At 68.1% G+C, this 20048-nt stretch carries 16 protein-coding genes and 7 pseudogenes; 15 read left to right on the top strand and 8 right to left on the bottom strand.

Annotation, left to right across the window (positions count from 1 at the left end; all coding sequences use genetic code 11):
- Positions 1–269, bottom strand: a pseudogene (locus ACFYW8_RS44155) (ribonuclease BN); the annotation flags it as partial.
- Between the two features lie 800 nt (positions 270–1069).
- Here ACFYW8_RS44155 and ACFYW8_RS44150 point away from each other — a divergent pair.
- The 4 genes from ACFYW8_RS44150 (at position 1070) to ACFYW8_RS44135 (ending at position 4601) form a co-directional block, all read left to right on the top strand.
- Positions 1070–1507, top strand: a complete 438-nt coding sequence (locus ACFYW8_RS44150; RefSeq protein ID WP_389093650.1) for an ANTAR domain-containing protein — start codon at positions 1070–1072, stop codon at positions 1505–1507.
- Between the two features lie 663 nt (positions 1508–2170).
- Positions 2171–2974, top strand: coding sequence for an alpha/beta fold hydrolase (locus ACFYW8_RS44145; RefSeq protein ID WP_389093647.1), 804 nt, complete (start codon positions 2171–2173; stop codon positions 2972–2974).
- Complete coding sequence (locus ACFYW8_RS44140) at positions 2971–4251, top strand: SpoIIE family protein phosphatase (RefSeq protein WP_389093642.1); 1281 nt, start codon at positions 2971–2973, stop codon at positions 4249–4251. Before ACFYW8_RS44145 ends, ACFYW8_RS44140 begins: the two co-directional genes overlap by 4 nt.
- Positions 4248–4601, top strand: a complete 354-nt coding sequence (locus tag ACFYW8_RS44135; RefSeq protein WP_389093637.1) for an STAS domain-containing protein — start codon at positions 4248–4250, stop codon at positions 4599–4601. Before ACFYW8_RS44140 ends, ACFYW8_RS44135 begins: the two co-directional genes overlap by 4 nt.
- A 311-nt stretch (positions 4602–4912) precedes the next feature.
- Here the strand turns inward: ACFYW8_RS44135 and ACFYW8_RS44130 are convergent.
- The 3 genes and pseudogenes from ACFYW8_RS44130 to ACFYW8_RS44120 all read right to left on the bottom strand — a co-directional run bounded on the left by ACFYW8_RS44130 (position 4913) and on the right by ACFYW8_RS44120 (position 6891).
- Positions 4913–5744, bottom strand: a pseudogene (locus ACFYW8_RS44130) (RNA polymerase sigma factor SigF).
- A gap of 285 nt (positions 5745–6029) precedes the next feature.
- Positions 6030–6383 carry a PRC-barrel domain-containing protein gene (locus ACFYW8_RS44125; RefSeq protein ID WP_389093634.1) on the bottom strand — a complete coding sequence of 118 codons (354 nt, stop codon included), beginning with the start codon at positions 6381–6383 and terminating at the stop codon, positions 6030–6032.
- 337 nt (positions 6384–6720) lie between these two features.
- On the bottom strand, positions 6721–6891 hold the full coding sequence (locus tag ACFYW8_RS44120; RefSeq protein ID WP_057605601.1) for a hypothetical protein: 171 nt from the start codon (positions 6889–6891) through the stop codon (positions 6721–6723).
- A gap of 180 nt (positions 6892–7071) precedes the next feature.
- Here ACFYW8_RS44120 and ACFYW8_RS44115 point away from each other — a divergent pair, with 180 nt between their 5' ends.
- A complete protein-coding gene (locus ACFYW8_RS44115) occupies positions 7072–7248 on the top strand; it encodes a CsbD family protein (protein ID WP_328557526.1) in 177 nt (58 codons plus the stop codon).
- A gap of 214 nt (positions 7249–7462) precedes the next feature.
- Here the strand turns inward: ACFYW8_RS44115 and ACFYW8_RS44110 are convergent, their stop codons facing one another.
- Complete coding sequence (locus ACFYW8_RS44110; RefSeq protein WP_389093627.1) at positions 7463–7633, bottom strand: ATP-binding protein; 171 nt, start codon at positions 7631–7633, stop codon at positions 7463–7465.
- A gap of 1000 nt (positions 7634–8633) precedes the next feature.
- On the opposite strand from ACFYW8_RS44110, the gene ACFYW8_RS44105 reads away from it, so the two are divergent.
- From ACFYW8_RS44105 to ACFYW8_RS44090, 4 genes and pseudogenes are all read left to right on the top strand, one after another.
- Positions 8634–8972, top strand: coding sequence for a MerR family transcriptional regulator (locus tag ACFYW8_RS44105; RefSeq protein WP_389093623.1), 339 nt, complete (start codon positions 8634–8636; stop codon positions 8970–8972).
- Between the two features lie 303 nt (positions 8973–9275).
- Positions 9276–10553, top strand: a pseudogene (locus ACFYW8_RS44100) (thiamine pyrophosphate-requiring protein); the annotation flags it as partial.
- A gap of 66 nt (positions 10554–10619) precedes the next feature.
- A pseudogene (locus ACFYW8_RS44095) lies at positions 10620–11704 on the top strand (enolase C-terminal domain-like protein).
- 157 nt (positions 11705–11861) lie between these two features.
- Positions 11862–12872: pseudogene (locus ACFYW8_RS44090) on the top strand (SDR family oxidoreductase).
- An 18-nt stretch (positions 12873–12890) separates the two neighbouring features.
- On the opposite strand, the gene ACFYW8_RS44085 reads toward ACFYW8_RS44090, so the two are convergent.
- Positions 12891–13379 (bottom strand): flavin reductase family protein, encoded by a 489-nt coding sequence (locus ACFYW8_RS44085; protein ID WP_389093618.1) that lies wholly within the window; start codon positions 13377–13379, stop codon positions 12891–12893.
- 422 nt (positions 13380–13801) lie between these two features.
- On the opposite strand from ACFYW8_RS44085, the gene ACFYW8_RS44080 reads away from it, so the two are divergent.
- The 6 genes and pseudogenes from ACFYW8_RS44080 (at position 13802) to ACFYW8_RS44055 (ending at position 18967) form a co-directional block, all read left to right on the top strand.
- A complete protein-coding gene (locus tag ACFYW8_RS44080) occupies positions 13802–14812 on the top strand; it encodes an AI-2E family transporter (RefSeq protein WP_389093613.1) in 1011 nt (336 codons plus the stop codon).
- 584 nt (positions 14813–15396) lie between these two features.
- Positions 15397–16083 (top strand): HemK2/MTQ2 family protein methyltransferase, encoded by a 687-nt coding sequence (locus ACFYW8_RS44075; RefSeq protein ID WP_389093608.1) that lies wholly within the window; start codon positions 15397–15399, stop codon positions 16081–16083.
- Between the two features lie 67 nt (positions 16084–16150).
- Positions 16151–16264: pseudogene (locus tag ACFYW8_RS44070) on the top strand (CDGSH iron-sulfur domain-containing protein); the annotation flags it as partial.
- A 129-nt stretch (positions 16265–16393) separates the two neighbouring features.
- Positions 16394–17431, top strand: a complete 1038-nt coding sequence (locus tag ACFYW8_RS44065) for an iron-containing redox enzyme family protein (protein ID WP_389093664.1) — start codon at positions 16394–16396, stop codon at positions 17429–17431.
- A gap of 578 nt (positions 17432–18009) precedes the next feature.
- Positions 18010–18438 (top strand): VOC family protein, encoded by a 429-nt coding sequence (locus ACFYW8_RS44060; protein ID WP_389093604.1) that lies wholly within the window; start codon positions 18010–18012, stop codon positions 18436–18438.
- 118 nt (positions 18439–18556) lie between these two features.
- Complete coding sequence (locus ACFYW8_RS44055) at positions 18557–18967, top strand: CGNR zinc finger domain-containing protein (RefSeq protein ID WP_389093660.1); 411 nt, start codon at positions 18557–18559, stop codon at positions 18965–18967.
- Positions 18968–19031: 64 nt separating this feature from the next.
- Here ACFYW8_RS44055 and ACFYW8_RS44050 read toward each other — a convergent pair.
- Positions 19032–19559 (bottom strand): annotated as a pseudogene (locus ACFYW8_RS44050) (transposase family protein); the annotation flags it as partial.
- A gap of 342 nt (positions 19560–19901) precedes the next feature.
- Positions 19902–20048: acetyl-CoA carboxylase biotin carboxyl carrier protein subunit (locus ACFYW8_RS44045; RefSeq protein WP_389093655.1), on the bottom strand; the 147-nt coding region annotated here is incomplete at its 5' end.

Below are 20048 nucleotides of genomic sequence, written 5' to 3'. Positions count from 1 at the left end.
ATGCCCAGCAGGGAGACCAGGACCAGCAGGGCCGGGAACAGGGCGAGGACCCCGTAGTACGTCAGCGCCGCCGCCCGGTCGGCCAGCTCGTCCTTCTTGAACTCCCGCAAACTACCGGTGAACACCTTGCCCCACGCCCGCCTGGGCAGCTCCGTCGGCGCATCCGGCGCCCGCCGCTCCACCTCGGGCCCGGGACCGGCCTCCTCAGGCGTCGGCACATCGTCGTCACCGTTTTGGTCTTTCCGCCCTGAAAGGCTGAATCTGTCCATGCTCGCCGAGTACCCCAGCTCATGGCATTGAGCGACGGTGAAGGGAATCCGAAACATCAAGTGCAGCGGCCACGCCCAGGCCAGCGCTCCAGACTTCGGGCAAAGGCGGCAGCCGGCTGGGGGATGAGTGGTCAGGGTCTGCTGCTGGGAATGCGAGGTCGCCGGCTGTGAGGTCGGGGAGGGCGACCATGTCGATCAGGTCGTGGTCGCCGATGACGGGCAGGCGGCGCACCGTCGCGGTGTTTGCGGGTGAGAGCCGGGCATGCGGGGGTTAGTGCGCCGGATCGGATGCGCACGCTGCGCGGGGATTGCCCGCTAGCTGCGGCTTTCCTCGGCGGGCCACGTATGACTGCGCGGTGGACCTCTGGCCATCCGTTCGGGCCGGTTCCGAAGCGGCATCGGCCCGAGCCTGAGCAAACCGTTCAGGGGCGATTTAGTGTGATTTCCGACATGAGGACCCGTCGACGACGTCTGTACCGTCGACAAAGCCCCCACCCCCGTGTCTGGCGAGGCCCCGATCGTCCCGACGCGTCATCCCCAGACCAGCCCGGTGAGTCCTGTGCGGCGACGGACTGGTCGAGGGCCCAGGGCGGGAGGCGGTGCGCTCTGAGCAACTACCCGAACGGGAGCGGCCATCCTCTGCCTGCACTTCCTCGAGGACATGACGCAGAGCCGCACAACTGACCGATTCGATATCTCCCAACGCAGTGTCCCGTCTCATCATACGAAGTTGTGCGTGCACGCAGAGAGGCGCTGGAACGGTGACCCGACAACCCAGACCAAAACGGGGGCGAGTGGTAGTGAGTGAGCCGCTGACCCCCAGCCAGGACCGACAGCGGCCTCACGCTGGTGATAGCGATCGCTCGCTGGCCGCAACTGCAACCTGGGGCGCCGAAACGCTCGCGGCTCCCGCAACTGCCGATGAGGCGGCGACGTTACAGAAGCAACCGAGCCAGCCGCCGCGCGAGCGGCCCGTCCACGCCGTGATTGATCAGGCTACGGGTGTCGTCATGGCGCTCGGGCGCCTGCGAGCGGACCAAGCCCGGACCGTCCTGACAGAAGTTTCCCAGCGCATCAACGTCACTCTGTACCGCATCGCCGAACTCCTCACCGCCTGGGCACACACCAGCGAACTCAACCTCGGTATCCGTATTGCCCTGGAGGAAGCAATCCGGCAACAGCACCGCACCCATCGGCGGGCCAGTCCGGCGACTGATGCCTTGGACGATTCGCCGTAGCGACGCGGCGCTACGCCCATCGGGCGATGGTTGCGTTGCCCGCTCTCGCGTGGATGCCCTGGCCGCGGAGGGGGAGGTGCGCGCTGTGTGCCCGTCTCTGTCGATTGCGGCGCATTGCGAAAGCTGCGGCGGGTATTCGTGCAGGCAGCTACTCCAGTCCACCGGACAGGAGTGGCTTCACCGGTGAGTCGTGGGATCTGGCTTAACATCTGTGGCGCGTGCACGCTGAGTGACGGCTGAGCGTGTCTGGGTGGCCTTGCCCGCGGCATACTTGGGGCCAGGCAGCCCGGTGCGATGGTGGTCCAAGGCCGGCGCGGTGATGTTCGATCCCGACCTGTATCGGGGCACCGCCGGTTACTACGACCGGTTCCGGCTCCCCTAATCGACGCGATGATCGCCGACCTCGTGCGCCGGGCAACTCAATCAGGGCGCGGAGGCATGCTCGACCCGGCATGCGGCACCGGCCACCTTGCCTTCCCACTGTGTGGTTGGTTCGCCGACGCAAGGTCGGTGGACGCCGAACCCGGCATGACCGAGGTGGTTCGTGCCAAGGCGAAGCTGTCGGCGAGGTCGCGGTGCGCGTTGCCACTGTGGCTGGTGCGGGCACAGCACCAGGGAGCAGGCCCGTGCTTCAGGTGGTGAGGGTGATGCGAGACTTGCGGCATGGACACCCGTCGCAGGAACAACGTTACCGTCACCGGCCGTGCGGACGGGCCGGTGCTCCTGCTGGCGCACGGGTTCGGCTGTGACCAGAACATGTGGCGTCTGGTGGTCCCCGTACTGGCCGTGGACTTTCGGGTGGTGCTGTTCGACTACGTGGGCTCCGGCCGCTCGGACCCTTCGGCCTGGAGTGAGCAGCGCTACAGCTCGTTGGAGGGCTACGCCTCGGATGTGCTGGAGGTCTGTGAGGAACTGGACCTGCGGGATGTGATCTTCGTGGGGCATTCGGTCAGTGCCATGGTCGGGGTGCTCGCGGCGGCCAGGGCGCCGCAGCGGTTCTCCCGCCTGGTGATGGTGGCTCCCTCGCCCCGCTACATCGACGAGGACGGGTATCGGGGCGGTTTCAGCGCGGACGACATCGATGAGCTGCTGGATTCGCTGGAGTCGAACTATCTGGGCTGGTCCGCCGCGATGGCCCCGGTGATCATGGGGAACGCGGACCGGCCGGAACTGGGCCAGGAGCTGACCGCCTCGTTCTGCGCGACCGACCCGGACATGGCCCGGGTCTTCGCGCGCACGACGTTCCTGTCCGACAGCCGCGCCGACCTCAAGACGGTCGCGATGCCGACGCTGGTGCTGGAATGCAAGCAGGACGTGATCGCCCCCCGCGAGGTCGGTGCCTTCGTCAACGACGCGATCCCGGGCAGCCGCCTGGTCACGCTGGAGGCTACGGGGCACTGCCCGCAATTGAGCGCACCGCAGGCCACCGTTCAAGCGATTACCGACTTCATCGGTGCTGCCGGATGATGTGCCGCACCGGCCATGACCCGGGCGAGGAGCCGGATGTGGGTGCCACGGACGCGGTGTTCATCTCACTGCTGGAGGACAGCGCCGAGGAGCTGTACGAGCAGGCGCCGTGCGGTTACCTGTCGACATTGATGGACGGCACCATCGCGAAGATCAACACCACGTTGCTTGACTGGCTGGGTCTGTCCCGGGCTCAGGTGGTGGGCCGGATGCGGTTCGCCGATCTGCTCACGGTGGGCGGCAAGATCTACCACGAGACGCACTTCGCCCCGTTGTTGCAGATGAAGGGCGAGGTCAGCGGCATCGCCCTGGACATCAAAGCCGCCGGAAAACAGCGGATGCCGGTGCTGGTCACATCGAAGGTGAAGACCAGCGACGACGGCGAGCCGCTGCTGATCCGCACCACCGTCTTCGACGCCCGCGATCGCCGCGCCTACGAGACCGAGCTGCTGCGCGGCCGCCAGGCGGCGGAGGAAGCACGTCGGCAGGCGGAAGCCGACCGCGAACGGCTCCAGGAAGCCCTCGCCGTCCTTCAGCAGAACCTGCTGCCCGCCGAACTGCCCAAGGTCCCGGGCCTGGAGGCCGGCTCCTACTACCACACCGCCTCCCCGGACCTGCTCGGCGGAGACTTCTACGACCTGTTCCCCCTCGACGCAGACCGATGGGCGTTCTTCCTTGGCGACGTCTGTGGCAAAGGCCCCCAGGCCGCCGCGGTCACCTCACTGACCCGCTACACGCTGCGGGCCGCCGCCCTGCACGACCCGGACCCCGTCACCGTGCTGAGCACCCTGAACACCGTGCTGCACGAGCGGTACACCAGCGGCGACACTCGCTACTGCACCGCGATATTCGGCGTCCTGCACCCGGGCAGCGACCACGTCAGCGTGCACTTGGCCTCCGGCGGCCACCCCTCCGCACTGATCCAGCACGCGGATGGCACCGCGGACTATCTGCCCACCCCCGGCGGCATGCTCGTCGGCGTCCTGCCCGGCGCACAGTTCGAAACCGCGCGCACCCAGCTCTTTCCCGGCGACACCCTGCTGCTCTACACCGACGGACTGACCGAGGCCCGCACCGGGCCCGATCGCGAGCTGTACGGCGAGGACGCCCTGCGCGCCTTCACCACCGCCCAGCCCGCTGCGGGACCGCAGGCCCTGATCACCGCCCTGACCGGGCTCCTCACCGGGTTCGGTGACGGACTCGACGACGACACCGCGCTGCTCGCCCTCGGCGTGCCCGCCCCGCTGCCCACCCCCGCGAGTGAAGACCTGAGATGAGCCCGCTGACGATCACCTCCCGAGACGCCGCCACCGGTCCCGTACTGGAGATCACCGGTGACCTCGACTACGAGAGCGCCCCAGATCTCCGCAAGACCCTCGACGGTCTCACCCTGACCGGCGGGCAACTGCTGGTCCTGGATCTGGCCGGCCTGGAATTCTGCGACTCCAGCGGTATCACCGCTCTGCTGGCCGCCCGCAACCTGGCCACCGAACTAGGTGGCGGCGTGGCCCTGGCCGCGGTCCCCGCCAACACCGCCCGCATCCTGTCCATCATCGGTCTCGACCGGGTCTTCACCATCCACCCGGACGCCTCAACGGCCACCGTCCCCCGCTCTGCGGCAGGCTGATCCGGCCCTGGGGCCTCTGTGTCCGGGGGCCGGATGCAAAGAATCAACTCCTCCTCCAGGCCCTCGGCGGCATGCCCAGCTACCAGCGCTCCGCCTTGCTCCGGAGGACGGCCCACCCGTCTCCCCGCCACGAGACACAGCCCGATCCGCCTGACACTCGTACACGCCATCGCAGCAGACCAGTTGTGGCCGAAGACCCCCACCAGCGGTCGAAGCACGCCCACGCACCGACACCCGCTGATGAACGGACCAGCGGCGCCGCCCACCCCGCAAGGAGGGAAGCGCCGCCGGCATGTTGCGAACGAGCGAGGTCAGTTGGTGGCGAGCATGCCTTCGCGCAGCTTGGCCAAGGTGCGGTTGAGCAGACGGGAGACGTGCATCTGGGAGACGCCGAGGTGCTCGCCGATCTGGGCCTGGGTGAGTTCCTCGACGAACCGCATGTGGATGATGCGCCGTTCGCGGTCGTCGAGTTCGGCGATCATGGGGCCAGGGCGTTGAAGTCCTCGACGAGTTCGAGGGCGTTGTCGTCGGCGCCGATGAAGTCGGCCAGCGCGGCCTCGCCGTCGTCGCCGGAGCTGATGGCGGCGTCCAGGGAGGACGAGTTGTAGCCGTTGGAAGCCAGACGCGCTTCGTTGACCTCCTCCTCACTGAGGCACATCAGCGCGGACAGCTCCTTGACCGTGGGCGTGCGCCCGAGCCGGCTGCGGAGCTCCTCGGTGGCCTTCGCCAGCTGAACGCGGGCTTCCTGGAGACGCCGCGGGACGTGGACGGCCCAGCTCGTGTCGCGGAAGAAGCGCTTGATCTCACCGACGATGTAGGGGACGGCGAAGGAGGTGAACTCGACTTCGCGGGTGAGTTCGAAGCGGTCGATGGCCTTGATGAGGCCGATGGTGCCGACCTGGACGATGTCCTCCATCTCGTCCTGGCTGCGGCTGCGGAATCGTGCGGCCGCGTACCGGACGAGGGTGATGTTCATTTCGATGAGCGTGTTGCGCGCGTACTGGTGCTAGGGCGTGCCCTCTTCCAGGACGGCGAGCTGGTCGAAGAAGAGCCGGGACAGCTGCCGGGCATCCTTCGGAGCGACCTGCGAGGGTCAGCTATCTCCGGCAGCGCTGCTGTGCGTGCTCGTGTTGTCTCGGTCACCGTCGTCTCAGGGCCCCTCCCTACGTGATCCAGCCCCCGTGCCGCCAGCCGCTGGTAGCCGGCCAGCGGCCGTTTACCCGCGCTGGGTGGATGCATACCAAGCTATCCGAGCGGATTCGGTCGGCCGGTGGGCAGGGTTGGGAACCGGGGCGAGGGCCACTCGGCCGACGTGCGGGGTTCGGACCCGAGCCTCGCCGGGATCCGTCAGCGAGACGCACGGCACACGAGAAGTGGGGCCGACCGGAGAGTCTCCCGGCGGCCCCACTTCTGGGCTGGTGCTTGAGGTCAGATACCTCGGTGGCTCTGGTAGTGGCCGCCGACCTGCTCGTGGTAGCCGGCGTCGCCGACGTGCTTGTCCTTGTCGAACTCGGGGGAGTCCTTGATCTGGTCCTTGGTGAGGGCGACGTAGATCTTCCGCTCGGCCTGGTCGACCCTCTGCACGGTGCCGGCCGGCAGCAGGACATGCTTGCCGAAGATCCACACGCCGGTGTCGACAACGAGGTACGAGGAGTCGACGTCGTCCGAGTGCTTGTCGACCTTCCCGATACTGCCGTCGGTCGCCTCGACCTTGTACCCGGTCAGGTCGGTGCCCGCGGTGTGGCCGGCGGTCGGCTGGTAGCCCCAGATGTTGTCACTCATAAAGAACGGCTCCCTCATCGAGATTCATTGCCAACCCGCAGTCGAAATGCGGAGTCTTTCGAGGCGTCATCGAATTCGGTGACTTTTCCTCAGAAAGTCGGGTGCCCAGGCTTCTTGAAACCACACACTCGGGCTGCGGGAAGAGGGGATGACCGGAGGTGCCGTGCTGGAGGCCATGGTTCCTGGCGTCGCGGTCACCTCCGGCCATGACCTCCAGGTACCCCGAACCGGCAGATTCACCACTTTCATCCCTGCGGTATCAGGGAGACGGAAAACGGGTGGGCCCCGACGCCATGGCGTCGGGGCCCACCCGTTTTGGTGCGCTGCTCGGGCCCGCTTACCAGCGGTACCAGCGGCCACGCTTGCCGCCGCTGGCTGCAGGGCGGATCACGAAGCCGAGGACCCACACGATCAGCACGATCACGGCGATCCACCACAGGGCCTTGAGTGCGAAACCCGCACCGAAGAGGATCAGGGCGAGCAGAAGAACAAGAAGAATAGGAACCATAGTTATCAACCTCCGAGGCCTCGTGTGCCCTGCCGAGCGCTCTCTACTCCTGCGGATCTTATTTAACTTTTAGGTCACCCCCGGCTACGACAAGTCCTGCGCAACCCTTCCGGTTTAAGGATGGAATCTGGGGTGACACGGGGGCGAACCTATTTCGATCGAGACAGGGTGTGAGTGGTTGTGGCTGCGGACGAGAAGGCTCAGGCCAAGGGCGAGCAGGCCAAGGGCAAGGTCAAGAAGGTCGTCGGCGGTGCGGTGGGCAACGAGTCCCTGAAGGCCGAGGGGCGCGCCGAGGAGTCCAAGGGCGACCTGCGTGCGGCCAAGGAGAAGGCCAAGGACGCGATCAAGCCCAAGTAGGCGCACCACGCGTGATCCCGGCAGCCCGGTTGCCGGGATTTGCGCTGTCCGGCACCCGTGCTGTGCCCACCAGCAGATGAACAGTGGCGCGAGTAACGGTCCACCGCACGGTGCTGTTGCCGTGGTGCTACCGGGTGAGGAGGGGGCTGACCGTCTTGCCGTTGGCCGTCTGGCGGGTCACGGCGCTGGCGCGCGCGAGACGGTCGACCATGGGTCAGCCGAAGCCCCCGGTCCCTCCGCTCAGGTCGGGGGTGCGCAGCGCCTGGAGGCTGCGGTCGTGCACGGCGACCTCGATGCTGTCCGGGTGCGCGGTCAGCTCCGGGGTGCGGGTTCCGCCGCCGTGGCGCAGGGCGTTGGTGGCGAGCTCCGAGACGACCAGGGCCATAGTGCCGGCGACCTCGGCCGCGATGTGCGAGACCTTCGAGGAAGCCCCGGGTGTTCGCGTGCCCTGGCGATGGATCCCGTGGAACGGGCGGTTGCGACGTTGACGCTCGGCGTGTCCATCAGGTCCCCCGGTCTCTGGATCGTCATGCCCGTTCGTCTGCGCGTGCTTGTGCCTTGGCGCGAGGTCCGTTTGACCCCGCAGTGACGGCTGTGCGCCTCCTGTCGTCGCTGTTCGAGGCCGATTGCCTCCCTGTCGGACACGCGAAAATCTGTGTTGTTCACAGTAGACATTGGTCGGTGGCCTGGCTATGGCTTCTCTCGTAGCCCAGAGAGACAGCAGGGCCCGGCAGACACGAACTGCCGGGCAGCAGCACAGCAGTTGCAGTGCACAGGACGGTGCGGTGGTGGAGTTTTCGAAGCCAGGGTGTTGTTTCAGGACGGCGACGGGACTGACGACCGGACCGGGTGGCCCGCGGTGATCAGGGACCGCCGTGAGCAGCACCCGTAAGTGCAGTTCGCAGGACCCAGCAGTGAAGTCAGTGAGCAGCACCTCGGTGAAGGCGTCGGCTGCGGGCGCGCGCACCAGGAAGTTCGGCAGTGGGGTTCCAAGCCAGAGCAGACGCAGGACGGGCGACGGGGCTGGCTGCCGAAGAGTGGCGCTGTCTCAGGCCACTGAGCCGTTCGCATCACCAGCAGTACGCAGTAGAGCAGTACGCAGTCCCGGCTTGGTAACTGATTGATCCCAGAGGGAAGAACGGAGGAGCGAGGCGCCATCAGGATCGCCCGGGCGTAAGCGTTGAGCCCGGGTACCGCAGGACATCGATAGTGAGGTGGTCTCCGGTCAAGCAACCGCGATCCCCGCACCCCGACAGCATCTCGGTCGGGTCTGCGGAAACGTGAGGCCGGCGCAGTATCAGGGCCGGCAGATGGTGTAGCAGTTCCTTCGGGGCCCTGGCGCCAATGGCGCCAGGGCCCCTCCATGCGTTCCACAGAGAGGTGCAATGACAGCAGACGACTCATACGGCCGTCTCGAGGACGACGACTACCCCGCTTACACGATGGGCCGGGCCGCCGAACTCCTCGGCGCCACCCAGGGCTTCCTCCGCGCGATCGGCGAAGCCCGCCTCATCACCCCCCTGCGCTCCGCGGGCGGACACCGCCGCTACTCCCGCTACCAGCTGCGCATCGCCGCCCGCGCCAGGGAACTCGTCGACCACGGGACCCCCATCGAAGCCGCCTGCCGCATCGTCATCCTCGAAGACCAGCTCGAAGAAGCCCAGCGCATCAACGCCGAATACCGCCGCGCCGCCGAATCCGCGAACCCGACGGCCGCGGCTTGAGACGGCAAAGACCCGCAGGCTCTGCCAGGAACTTCGCGACTGCCGCCCACGCAGGCTGCCCGGGACGCAAAGTGTTCCGGGCAGCTTCGTCTTCTACGGCCCTGGGGTCGTGTCGAACGGCGTCACAACTCATGTACGCAGCCGCCCTGCACGACGATGAGGCTGATGGGGCGCGTTGGCGGGCGTTCGTAGTGCCCGCCAACGCGGCGGGGCGGGCACTACGGCCACTCGGACATGCGTGCCGTTCCTGTCCGGTGACGGTGCTGGATTCCGGCCGGGCCGTCAGGCAGCCCGGACGAGTTCGGCCTCCTCGCGGCCTGGGGCCGATCCGACAACAAGCCGAAGTTCGTCCAGTCGCGGCACGAGGAGATGTCCGCGTTCGAGGCCGTCGGCTACGCCAAGTTCTCCGGCAAGGTCGGCGTCTGCGCGGCGACTTCGGGCCCCGGAGCGATCCATCTGCTCAACGGCCTCTACGACGCCAAGCTCGACCACGTTCCGGTCGTCGCCATCGTCGGACAGACCAACCGCAGTGCGATGGGCGGTAGTTACCAGCAGGAGGTCGACCTGCTGAGCCTCTACAAGGACGTCGCTTCCGAGTACTGCGAGATGGTGACCGTCCCCGAGCAACTGCCCAACGTCATCGACCGGGCCATGCGCACCGCGTACGCCAAGCGCACGGTGACAGCAGTGATCATCCCCGCCGACGTACAGGAGCTGACCTACTCGGAGCCGACCCACGCCTTCAAGATGGTGCCGTCCAGCCTCGGCCTGACACACTCCGCGCCGGTCCCGGCCGCGTCGGACCTCGCTCGCGCGGTCGAGGTGCTGGACGCCGGCGAGAAGGTCGCGATCCTGATCGGGCAGGGCGCGCGCGGTGCCAGGGCCGAGGTGGAGGAGATCGCCGACGTGCTCGGCGCCGGGGTGGCCAAGGCCCTGCTCGGCAAGGACGCGCTGCCGGACGATCTGCCGTATGTGACCGGATCGATCGGGCTGCTCGGCACCCGCCCTTCCTACGAGTTGATGCAGGACTGCGACACCCTGCTGGTCATCGGCTCCAGCTTCCCGTACACGCAGTTCCTGCCCGAGTTCGGCCAGGCCCGCGCCGTGCAGATCGACATCGACCCGTTCATGATCGGGCTGCGCTACCCCTTCGAGGTCAACCTCGTCGGTGACGCGAAGCAGACGCTCAAGGCCCTGCTGCCGCAGCTGAAGCGGAAGCAGCACGGGAAGTGGCGCAAGAAGATCGAGAAGGACACGGCCCGCTGGTGGGAGGTCATGGAGCGGCGTGCGGCCGTGGACGCGGACCCCATCAACCCCGAGTACGTGGTGCACGCGCTCGACGCACTCCTGCCGGACGACGTGATCCTGGCCGCCGACTCCGGCTCCGCCGCCAACTGGTACGCACGGCACCTGCGGATGCGCGGCGCCATGCGTGGTTCCCTGTCCGGGACACTCGCGACCATGGGGCCGGGGGTGCCCTACGTCATCGGCGCGAAGTTCGCCCATCCCGATCGTCCCGCGCTCGCGATCGTGGGCGACGGAGCCATGCAGATGAACGGTATGGCCGAACTCATCACCGCCGACCACCCCCTGGGCCCCGCTGGAGAAGGTGAGTTGCTGCACACCGCCGTCGACGGCCAACCGTTCGTGGACCGGGTCGAGACCGCCGTCTGCACCGTCCCCACCGACACCCCGGAGGGCGACGGCACGCTGGTCTGGGACTCGACCACCATGATCGTGATCCAGGTCAGCGGCGGCGGCGCCACAGGACTCGGACACACCTACGGCGCGGCGGCGACCGCCCACGTCATCGAGCGGCAACTCGCCGACGTCGTGACCGGCCGGTGCGTCTGGGACGAGTCGCCGCCGACGAGGCGATGAACAGAGCTGTCCGCAACGCCGGCCGGCCCAGTCTCATCGCCGGCGCCGTCTCGGCCGTCGACATCGCCCTTTGAGACCTCAAGGCCCGCCTCCTCGACCTGCCTCTGGTACGGCTACTCGGCGCGAGCCGCAGCCACGTGCCCGTGTACGGCAGCGGCGGCTTCACGACGTACGACCAGCACCAGCTGCGTCGTCAACTGCGCGGCTGGGTCGAGGACCAGGGAATCCCGCAGGTGAAGATCAAGATCGGGGAGTCCTGGGGGCGGGCCGAGCAGCGGGACCGCGAGCGGGTCGCGCAGGCGCGGCGCAGCATCGGCGACGCGGCGGAGCTCTACGTCGACGCCAATGGCGCGTACGGCCGCAAGTAGGCGATCCGCATGGCTCGCCACCTCGACGAGTTCGGCGTGACATGGTTCGAGGAACCCGTCTCCTCGGACGACCTGGCCGGGCTGGCGCAGGTCCGGGCATCCGTCGCACCCGAGGTGACCGCGGGCGAATACGGCTACACCCTCGCCTACTTCGGGCACATGCTCGGCGCCGGATCCGTGGACTGCCTCCGGGCCGACGCCACCCGCTGCGGCGGAATCACGGTCTGGCTGCGGGCGGCAGCCCTCGCGGAAGCCGCCGGACTGGAACTCTCCGGACACTGCGCCCCGCACGTGCACGCGGCTGCCGCGATTCCCAACCTGCGCCATCTGGAGTGGTTCCACGACCACACACGCATCGAGGACCTCTTCTTCGACGGAACCCTCGACCCCCAGGGAGGCGGCGTCCGCCCGGGTGCCAACGGCGCACCCGGCCACGGCCTGACCCTCCGCGCCGACCAGGCGGAGAAGTACCGGACGGGGTAGGCCGGGACAGGAATCGCCCAACGGCAGTCGCGTGCAACCTGCCGCAGGCTTCGTCCACGCTCTCATGCTCGACACCGCGGCCACCCTCGCCCCTGAAACACCCACCTGACTGAAGTTCCGGCTTCCCCTCACGACTTCCGAGACGAACAGGACGAGCATGAACCAGCAGACCGTTGTCATCACCGGGGCCAGCGCCGGCATCGGCCGGGCCGCCGCACGCCTCTTCGCCGAGCGTGGCGCGAACGTCGTTCTCCCCGCGCGGGGCAAGGCGGGCCTCGACGCCACGGCCGCCGATGTCGAGGAAAGGGGCGGTCGTGCCCTCGCCGTCCCCACCGACATGGCCGACCCCGCACAGGTCGAGGCCGCGGCCGTGACCGCCGAGGAAGCCTTCGGGCCGATCGACATCTGGGTCAACAACGCCTTCACGTCGGTGTTCGCGCCGTTCATGGAGATCGAGCCCGACGAGTACAAGCGGGTCACTGAGGTGAGCTGTCTGGGCTTCGTGCACGGCACCCGGGCCGCGCTCCAGCGCATGATCCCGCGCGACGCGGGCGTGATCGTGCAGGTCGGCTCGGCGCTCGGCGACCGGTCCATCCCCCCTGCAGTCCGCGTACTGCGGTGCCAAGCACGCCGTCAACGGCTTCACGTCGAGCGTGCGCACCGAGCTGATGCACCAACACAGCCACGTGAGGGTCACCGTGGTGCAGATGCCGGCGGTCAACCCCTCACAGTTCTCCTGGGTGTTGTCCCGGCTGCCGAAGCACCCCCAGCCCGTACCGCCCATCTACCAGCCGGAGGTGGCCGCCAGGGCCGTCGTCAACGCAGCGGACCATCCGCACCGCAAGCAGTACTACGTAGGAGCGTCCACCGCCGCGACGATCCTCGCGAACAAACTGGCTCCCGCCTGCTGGAGCGCTACCTCGCGCGCACCGGCTTCGCGTCGCAGCAGACCGACGGCAGCGAATCCGGCACCCGCACGGCCAACCTCTGGCACCCCGCGGACGAAGCCCCGGCACACGATTACGGAGCACACGGCTCCTTCGGCGAGACGTCCCACCCCCGCTCGGTCCAGGCGGCACTTGCGCGACACCGCGGGCTTGTGTCGGCCGCCGCGACGGGAGCGGTGGTGGGTCTGGGAGCGGTGATACGGCGCAGGCGACTGCGTTAGCCGGGGAAGAGGCGTTGCTCAGTTCGCCGGGTGGCCCGGGGTGATGTCATGGGTGTCGTTCAGTGTCAGCAGGGGGGTGCGGCTGTCCGCGAGATTTTCCGCCGCCTCCGGAGCGAGCAGGAAACCGACGTGGTCGCCGCCGTCGATCCGGTTCTCCACGCGGCCGACGAACCAGGCGGGGGCCTCGTCGAGGATCAGTGATCCGCCCGGTCCCGGGTGCCACGGGGCGTCGGTGAACTTGTCCGTACGGTCGCCGGTCTCGCCGCCGAAGAGCCGGGCCAGCCGGTCCTGGTCGCGGCGGAGCAGATGGACCGCGAGCCGTTCGGCGTGCTCGGCCACCCGGTATGTCCGGTTGGCTCTGGACAGCCAGACCATGAACCGGGCGGGCCTGATCGAGCACTGCGAGGCGAATCCGACCAGGCAGCCGGCTCTTTCCCCGTCGGCCTCCGCGGTCACGACGTACATCGGGTAGTCGAGCAGGTCGGTGAAGGGATCGAGATCGGTCACGGTGTTCGGCTCCCGCCTCAAGAGATCGGATGTCGGCCAAGCGTTCACCATTTGCGTGTCCCGGTCGGCTCACGACGCGCTGGGCGGGGCACGGACGCGGTACGAGCGCAGTCCCTGGGTACCCGGATCTGTGCCGCAACGCGTCTCGGACGAACTGCTCGTGGGCGACGGCACAGGGCGGGAGGCGCTCAGGATTCCCGAGTGATGCGCCCCACGCCCGTTCGAGGCAGTCGAGGAGAGGCGTCGCGATGTCTGCGCAGTCCGGGCCCGGGCCCGAGTCCGTTCGGCGGGAGCACGGCGCGGTGGAAAGGACCGGCGTACACGGCTCCAGCCCCGGCCCGGCGGAAGCCGTGGAGGCGTCTCGGAAGGCGCCCCTGGAGCCGCCGCGTCGAGATCCCCGCGGCGGTCGCAGACGGTCGTGGGTGACGGTGGGGTTCGCTCTGGGCCTGGGCGCGAGTCTGGCGTGGCTCGCCGTTCAGACTGTTCTGCGGGTCAGTTCGATGCTGACCTTGCTGCTGCTGGCCGTGTTCATCGCCATCAGTCTGGAACCACTCGTCGTGTGGTTCACGCGCCGGGGTCTGCGGCGCGGCTGGGCCGTCGCGATCGTGCTGACGGGGTTCGTCGTGGTACTCGGCGGGTTCCTGGCTCTGGTCATTCCGCCGGTGGCCAAGGAGGTGTCCGCAGTGGTCGACGCGGTGCCCGGCTGGTTGCAGCAGGTCCACGACCACCAGTCGGCGATCGGCCGTCTGGAGGACCGCTACCACCTGGTCGAGAAGGCCAAGCAGCAGATCGGCTCGGGAGGCGGAGCGACCGGCCTGGCGGGGGGTGTCCTGGGCGCAGGCCAGATGGTCCTGAGTACCCTCACGTCGACGGCGATCGTGATCACGGTGACCCTGTACTGCATGGCGGCCCTGCCGGCCATCAAACAGTTCTGCTACCGCTTCGTGGCCGCGAGCCGGCGCGAACGCGTCGAGGGCGTGGCCGAAGAGATCATGAACCGGATAGGGAAGTTCATGCTCGGCAACCTCGTCACCTCGGGTATCGCCGGCCTGGCGACCTTCGCCTGGTGCGCGGGCACCGGCGTCCCCTACGCAGCCGCCCTGGGCATCTTCACCGCGCTGATGGACCTGATCCCGATCGTCGGCTCCACTCTGGCCGGCATCGTCGTCAGCCTCGTCGCGCTGTCCGTGTCCCTGCCCATCGCGATCGGGACCGCGGTCTTCTACGTCGTCTTCCGGGTCGTCGAGGACTACCTCATCGTGCCGAGGGCCATGAAGTTCGCGGTCGACGTCCACCCGCTGGTCACCGTCCTCGCGGTGCTGGTCGGCGGGGCGCTCCTCGGCATCATCGGCGCCCTCGTCGCCATCCCGGCGGCCGTCGCCGTCGGCCTGGTCCTCGACGAGTACGTGTTTCCCAACACGGAGCGAAAGTGAAGGCGCGTCGGCCCGGCGCGGCAACGTCTCCGTCGCCTTCCGGGGCACTTGTCGACCCCGGGGGAGGGGCGCCCCGACCGGCTGCCGGGATTCCGTACGGCGTGTCAGCAGGGCGAACACCAGGTCTGTCCGGCCGCCGAGGTGCCCGTCAGCCCAGAAGGGCGGGGAGCCGTGATGCGCATGCGGCGGGTGCACAGGGGTACTCGATCGAAGTTCGAATCCAAGATCGCCGCAGTGCCGGTCTCAGCCAGGAGCGAGCAATGCCCGTGGCGCCCTCGATATCTACCGTCTCGGCTGACCTCAGACCCGTTCAGGAGACGTTCTGATGCCTGACAACCCGGTCGACGAGCATCCCCGCCCCGAAATCCCGCAACAGGACCAGGAGCAACGATCTTCGTGGCTGGGGGCCAGCGGCGGGTCACCTGGACAGCTGGGTGAGGAAAGCCGGGGAACGGGTACACAGCGACGTGATCATCCTGGCCTCTGCATTCCACGGCCGGTCCTCACGGATCGGGTCCGGCCCCTTGTGGAGTCCAGCGTGACCATCCGACTCCGCGCTGCGGACACAAGATCAGGAGGCTGCAGTGCCCAGTACGGCTGTGACACGCCGGGTGCTCCCCTCAAATCTGCTGGCTCTGCCGGGGGTGTACCGGCCCCAGGCTGATACCCGCCTGCTTGCCGACGAGCTGGGGCGCGAGAGCCTTGGAGTGGCGACGCAGGTTCTGGAGATCGGCACCGGAACAGGGGCGTTGGCGCTGAGCGCCGCGGCCAGAGGAGCACGCGTCACGGCCGTGGACGTCTCCCGGCGGGCGGTGGTCACCGCACGCCTGAACGCGCTGCGTCATCGTCTGCCCGTGCAGGTCCTGCATGGTGATTTCGCGGCTCGTACACGGGGCCGCCGGTTCGACGTCGTTCTCGCAAACCCTCCGTACGTTCCCTCGCCGAGTCCTGATCTGCCCTCCAGCGGGCCGGCACGTGCCTGGGATGCGGGCCCCGACGGGCGTGTAGTGATCGACCGGATCTGTGAGAGCGCGCCGGTGCTCCTGCGGGCCGGCGGTGTTCTGCTCATGGTGCACTCCGTGATGTGCGGACCGGAGCGCACCTTGGAGCGACTGGCGCAGGCTGGGCTCTTCGGGCAGGTGACAGCGAAGGTGAGCGTGCCGTGGGGGCCGGTCCTGCGCTCACGACGGGCCTGGCTGCGGAAACAGGGGTTCAGTGAGGCGGGCGAGGCGAACGAAGGGCTGGTGGTCATCCGTGCCCAGGCAATCTGATCCCGCCATCGGTGCCACCTCGGCGCCGAGAACGTGCCGCGTGCGAGCCGAGCCCGGCGGACCGGTGATGATGGAAGGGCCGGTGGAGGTTGTCCTGGAGGACGGGAGCGTCGCCCGTTCAGAGCGGTTCATGGTGGCCTTGTGCACCTGCCGCCGCAGCCGCGCCTACCCGTGGTGCGACACGAGCCATCGCCCTCGTCAAAAGCCCGACACGTCGCTCACTGTCGAGGGGACAGCGGCGCCGATCACGCCGTGTCAGGGGACCGGTCCGATCAGTACATCTAGAGCACCCACAAGACAGGACTTTGTGATGACCGCGAGCGCTGCCCGTACCCCTTCCGTCGTCGGCGCGACCTTGGTCGAGGGACGTGGTCCGCTGTCGACGGCGGTCGTCACGTCCTTGCGCACCGGCCTTCCTCCCGTCTGCGCCACCGACGCGGCGGAAGTCGCCGACCCGTGGGGGGAGGACCTCCAGCTCGCGCTATACCTGCTGTACGAACTCCACTACAGGTGCTTCGATGGCGTCGACGACGAGCGGGAATGGGATCCGGATCTGCTCCGTCTGCGCGGGCAGATGGAGGACCGCTTCCTGCATGCTCTGCGGGCCGATCTTTCGGGCGCACCGACCACGGTGCAGGAGGCTTTGGCTCCTCTGCTGGTCGAACCCGTGGACCTCGGCGACAGCCTCAGCCATCAGCTCGAGAAGAACGGTGAGCTCTGGCAGTTGCGGGAGTACGCGGCCCTGCGATCCCTCTACCACCTTAAAGAGGCCGATCCGCATGCCTGGGTCATTCCCCGACTGACAGGGCGGGCCAAAGCGGCGATGGTGGCGATCGAGTACGACGAGTTCGGCGCCGGCCGGGCCGACCGCATTCATGCACGGCTCTTCGCCGCACTGATGGAAGACCTCGGCCTCGATTCGAGATATGGCCGCTACCTGGACCAAGCCCCCGCCCCGCTTCTCGCCACCGTCAACTTGATGTCGCTGTTCGGTCTGCACCGGGCCTTGCGCGGAGCGCTCGTGGGCCACTTCGCCTGTGTGGAGGTCACGTCCTCTCCCGGCTCGCGGCGGCTTGCCAAAGCCATGCAACGCTGCGAGGCCGGTCAGGCCGCAGTGCACTTCTACGCCGAGCACGTCGAAGCCGACGCCGTTCACGAGCAGCTCGTACGCGACGACGTCATCGGCGGTCTCTTGGCAGACGAGCCCGGTCTGGAAGCGGACATCGCCTTCGGCTGTGCGGCCACAGTGCTGCTGGAGGACCGTCTCAGCGCCTTCATCAAGGCCAGATGGGGACAGCATCAGTCCGCCCTGCGCACCCCCACTCCGTCACGTGACGGAGTGGGCTGAGGGCGGCGTTGTGGGCGGGAGGTGGCGTGCTGAGGGCTCACCTACAGAGAGCGCCCCTCTGGCAGGCCCACGAGGCTCACTGACGGACATCGAGTCGCGCCTCCCAACGAGCCGGGCCAGTCTTTCCTCGCGGCCGCAGGTATCCACGACCCCGACCGCATCCTGGACGACGACCATCGGATCGATTGGCGTGGCGGCCGCGCGCACCAGTGGAGCGCTGCCTGAGCTCACAGCCGCTGCGGCAAAAGGGCGTTCCCGTTCATGAGCGGCAGGTATCCCCGGGCGTCGGGTGCACACCCGGTTGCATATCGCTGGTAGGCCAGGATTTTTCAGGCCCTGCTGTTTTCGCTTGTGGAGATCGGGCACTCAGGGCGCAGGCCGATCAGGTGGCCTTCACCTTTACTGTAAGGTCGGTCAGGTGACTGCCGGGTCGGCCATAGGCCATACACGAGCGAGGCGCCCGGCCTCGGCGTGAGTGCGAGGCGGGCAAGAGCCCCGCCGATGCCTCCCTGTCTTTCCTCCCAGCGCCCACACGCGGCGCTCAACAGCGGACCCAAGACTCGGAGACACGTCCACACATGCCACATGATGAGCAGCGCCAGCATGAAGCTGAGCTGCCGGCCAACGCCATCCAGCTGAACCACACTGCCATCTACGCCACGGACCGGCACCTGTCAGCCGAGTTCATCGCCGCGATCCTGGGTTTGAGGGTCGGCGCACCCTTCGGGCCGTTCTTGCCAGTCGACTTGGGCAACGGCGTGACACTCGACTACTACGAGAAGCGTGACGAGCCGATCCAGCCGCAGCACTACGCGTTTCTCGTGCCTGACGAGCACTTCGACGCCATGATCGCCCGCCTGGAGGCGGTCGGGGTCACCTACTACGCCGACCCCAACCACACCGAACCCGGCCAGATCAACCGCCTCTTCGGCGGACGCGGCGCGTATTTCGACGACCCGGGCGGCCACAACATGGAGATCATGACTCGGCCATACGCCCGGCCCTAGCAAGCCGCTGAGCGGCGATCCCGTCAGGTCCTCACACCGGGCGGCTCCCCAGCTTCCCGCCCCGAGCCAACACCCGGGGCGGCGAGGTGCCGGGGAGCCGCTTGCCAGGTTGATCGAGGTGGGCGGACCGCTCGGCGAGGACGATTGCAGGCGTGTCGGCGAAGCGCGCGAGTCTCTCCGTGCGCTTTCCCGGGCCAACTCGGGTCAGGCCGTGCCGCCGAGTGTTTGTCTGGTTCTGGACGAGATCGCCGGGCGCGGGGAGGTGCGGCTGCGTTTCTCCTCCTACGGGACGCAGACCCTGGCGCCCGCCGGAACGGGAGGGGTGACCCAGGCCCTGGGACGGATCCTGTCGATCGTCGGCCTGGCGTTCTTCGAGGGCACCTGGAGACGGCTCAAGGTCTGCCCGGCGGAAGACTGTCAGTGGGCGTTCTACGACCACTCCAAGAACCGGTCGGGACAGTGGTGTCAGATGGCCGAGTGCGGGAACCGGGCCAAAGGCCGATCATTCCGGGCCCGCCGAATGTCGTAGCCCTCGTCGCGCCAGTGAGCCTTTTCCAACCTCAGGTTGAGGCGTGGTGAAGGACGACGACGGCAGTCACGATGTCGGTGATGCCGTGTTCACGCGCGGCGGTCAGGTCGTGGGTGGAGCCGGGCAGGGCCGTAAAAGCCCACAGCAGTCGGCCGAACGGATCCGTGATGACCTGGACGTTCATGGCGTGGCGCTGGTGTTTCCCCGAGTGGTACGGGGTGTCGGCGGCGATCCGGTCGATGGGCGGGAGGGTGCCGTCCAGGATCACGTACGCCTTCGTCCGGACGGTCGTCATGGCCTGGGCCAGGGTCCGCGCGCGGGCGGCGGGCACTTCGACGGCCTCGCGTATGCAGCGGTGGACGGTCGCGATGCCGATCTCGAACCCTGCGGCAAGCCGGGCGTACGTGTCGCCGCGTCGCAGGTGGGTCAGGGCGGGCAGGGCCTGACCGCCGACTGGCAGGCGCCGCCGTCGCGTGCCGGTCTCCCGCCGGTGATCGGCCGGTTGCCCGGCCAGGTGCCGCAGCCTCCGGCTGGACAGATCGATCGATGACGGGTGGACAAGCTCGCGAAGCTCCTGGCGGACACGGGTGATCCTGGTCGAGAACCCGTCCACATCGAGGAGACCCGGAGGGACTGGATGGAGGGCTTCCGATTCGGTGAGGTGAAGGGTCCGGTGTGATGTGCCTGTTGTGAGTCTTTGTGCGCCTCGCCGTGTCCCCTCGCCGGTTCGGTGAGGGGACACGGCCGCAGTCCGTGGCGCCGGCACAGGGAGGACCACCCATGACCCTGTACACGGCTGCCGCGCGCCGTCCGAGGCGGGCGGATCGAGCGGGACGGCCTCGGCTCCGCCGTGGATCGGGCGCTTGGCGGTGGCCGGGCCGGGCCCGGAGGCGCCGTGGTGACGACGGTGGAGAAGGCGATGGACGTGGAGCCTTCAGTCCTTGATTTCGCAGATGGGGGCGCCGGAGGTGATGGAGGCGCCGACTTCGGCGCTCAGGCCCTTGATGGTGCCGGAGCGGTGTGCGTTGAGGGGCTGTTCCATCTTCATGGCTTCCAGGACGACGATGAGGTCGCCCTCCTT

It is taken from the genome of Streptomyces sp. NPDC002742 (genome assembly GCF_042888885.1).
Classification (GTDB): Bacteria; Actinomycetota; Actinomycetes; order Streptomycetales; family Streptomycetaceae; genus Streptomyces.
Note: the sequence above shows the minus strand (reverse complement) of the source record. Positions and strands in the feature narration are given on the sequence as shown.